Source organism: Alcanivorax sp. HI0083, from assembly GCF_001635175.1.
Genome location: NZ_LWFX01001736.1, coordinates 1 through 2,613, shown reverse-complemented (window position 1 = coordinate 2,613; position 2,613 = coordinate 1). Strand labels below are relative to the sequence as shown.

2 protein-coding genes are annotated in these 2,613 nt (G+C 59.2%); both read left to right on the top strand.

The window, feature by feature from the left end; translation table 11 throughout:
* A partial coding sequence (locus A3754_RS25265) for a DUF4105 domain-containing protein (RefSeq protein WP_063521671.1) occupies positions 1-1,453 on the top strand: 1,453 nt, incomplete at its 5' end.
* On the top strand, positions 1,432-2,394 hold the full coding sequence (locus A3754_RS25260; RefSeq protein WP_231880789.1) for an alpha/beta hydrolase: 963 nt from the start codon (positions 1,432-1,434) through the stop codon (positions 2,392-2,394). The genes A3754_RS25265 and A3754_RS25260, both read left to right, overlap by 22 nt.
* The last annotated feature ends 219 nt before the right edge of the window (positions 2,395-2,613 follow it).

Sequence of the window (2,613 nt, the reverse complement as noted above, 5' to 3'; positions counted from 1 at the left end):
TCGCGCGGTGCTGGTTTACCCCGCCGCCTATTTGAACAGCCCTTCGTCCATGTTCGGACATACCTTGTTAAGGCTGGATCAAGGCGAAGATAGCGCTGTCTGGTTGTCGTGGGCGGTAAACTTTGGCGCGGTTTCAAGCGAAGCCGATAATTCTTTCTTTTATATCTACCGCGGTCTGGCAGGGGGCTACCCGGGTCGCTTTGCCCTTGTGCCCTATGTGCAAAAAATTCAGGAATATTCGCACATGGAAAACCGGGATATGTGGGAATACACCCTGGATCTGGATCAGTCAGAAATCGATTGGCTGATTGATCATCTGTGGGAATTGAAAGACATCAATTTTGATTACTACTTTTTTGATGAGAACTGCTCATTTCGCCTGCTGGAGTTGGTGGAAGTGGCGCGCCCGGGATCCGAATTGCTCAGTGAATTGCGGTTTGCCGAAGTGCCGGTCAATACGGTGCGGGCACTGGATGAGCGCGACATCATTAGCAGCCGCCATTATCGGCCATCCAAATCCGTGGAGCTGGACAATCTGCGTAAACAGCTGGATGGATCCCAGCAAAAAATGGCAAGGGCGCTGGCTGATAATCCTGGCCTGGCTGAGTCTCCCGCTTTTATGGCCGAATCCGAAGAAGACCGGGCGATTATGGCGGCAGTGGCCTATCGCTACATCAGGTTGGCCCACCGCAAGGAAGAGCGAACCCCGGAAGTGGCGAAAAAATCGTTTGCCCTGTTAACGTTGATGAACAGCCTGCCCGCCGCCCCGGTTCCGAAAACAGAGAACCCGGAACCGCCGGAAAAAGGGCACGGAACGCAGATGTTGGGCGTCAGTGGCGGTCAGCGCGAAGGCGAGCTGGATTTCGGCGAGTTGACCTATCGGTTGACCTATCATGACTTGCTCGACAATCAATACGGCTTCCTCCGCGGTGCGCAGATCGAAGGGCTTGACATGACCCTGCGCAGTACCGAGTCCGGGCAGGTCAAACTGGAAGAGCTGGATGTGGTGAGCATCCGTTCGCTGGCACCACGAAACCGCTTCATGAAACCCCTGAGCTGGTACGTGGAGGGCGGTCTGGAGCGAGCCTGGGCGGGCCGGCGCCGGCTGGTGCGCTACATTCAGGGTGGCGCTGGCGGCAGCTGGCTGTGGGAGAACTGGCAGCCATATCTGTTAACCAGCGTGCGAATGGAGAATAATAGCGAGTTCGGCACCTTCCTGACCCCGGGGGCCGGTCTGGATGCGGGCATTTTGTATCACCGTGGCGACTGGCAGTGGCAGTTAGGCAGTGTGGGGCATTATTTCACCAACGATGAATATCGATCCTCCTCCCAGTTTGCGGTGCAGTGGGCAATGACCCGGCAGCACGGCTTGCGCGCTTCACTGGAGCGCGAGAACCGGCGGGGCGGTTACGATGACGAGTTCAAACTCCAATGGCGATGGTATTACGATTAAGCGCAGCGTTGCTGCTGGGCCTGCTGCTGGCAGGGTGCAGCAAACTGTTTTTCTACCCCATGTCTCCGTGGGTACAGAACCCGGAAAATCAGGGCCTGCAGTACGAAGATATTGTACTGATACATCCGCGCGGCATGCGTATCCATGGTTGGTGGCTGCCGGCGGCCGATGATGCGCCGGCCCGTGGCACGGTCTATTTCCTGCACGGCAATGCCCAGAATATCAGCACCCATCTGGCCAATGTGCAGTGGCTGCCGGCACGGGGCTATAACGTCTTTTTGCTGGATTACCGGGGCTACGGGCTGTCGGAAGGCAAGCCGAAGCTGCCGGACGTTTTCGATGATGTGCAGCTGGGGTTGGACTGGCTGCGCCATGCCCGGCGCACGGATGGTGCGCCGCTGGTGGTGTTCGGGCAGAGTTTGGGCGCCTCCATGGCCGCCAGCGTATTGGGCGAAGAGGGCAATGCCGGTGCGGCAGATTGCGTGATTCTGGAGGCGGCGTTTGCCAGCTACCGGGATATCACCAGCGACGTAATGAAGCGTAGCTGGCTGCTGTGGCCGTTGCGCTGGATGGTGGTGCCCACCATGCCGGACCGCGCGCTGGACCCGGAGGAGCGAGTGGCCCACATTGCCCCGACGCCCTTGCTGGTGATGCACAGTGAAGATGACCCGGTGATTCCCTACGCTCACGGCGAGCGGCTGTATGCCGCGGCGACGCAACCCAAAACCTTCCAGAAGCTGCGTGGCGGACACACGGAAAGTACCCGGGACCCGGCGGTGCAGCAGCGCCTGGTGGATTTCATGCAGGACAATGATTGTGCTGCCGAGGTGGCGAAAGCGGAAGAGGCGCCCGAGTCGCCCGCTGAGGGAGGGGGGGAGGAGCCGCCGGCGTTTCCTGTGCCCGCGCCGATTCCTGCTCCAGGCAGTGGTTACCGGTTCTAGGACCGGTTGGGCCAATCCCGGAGGCCTTCAGTGCTACCCATCTCTGGATGTCGGATTACGCCGCTTCGCGGCTAATTCGACCCACGCGAGTTATTCCGGTCCATCACTCAGCATTAGCCAGGATGGCGTTACGCTGACGGGGCCTGAGCCTGTTTCTTTACCATCCGGGCGGCGAGCAGTCCCATCTCGAACAAAAACCACATGGGAATCGCCAGCAGG

Bases quoted from the DNA above. Each gene is read 5' to 3' on its own strand.
- A3754_RS25260 (WP_231880789.1), top strand. From the start codon at position 1,432: ATGGCGATGGTATTACGATTAAGCGCAGCGTTGCTGCTGGGCCTGCTG.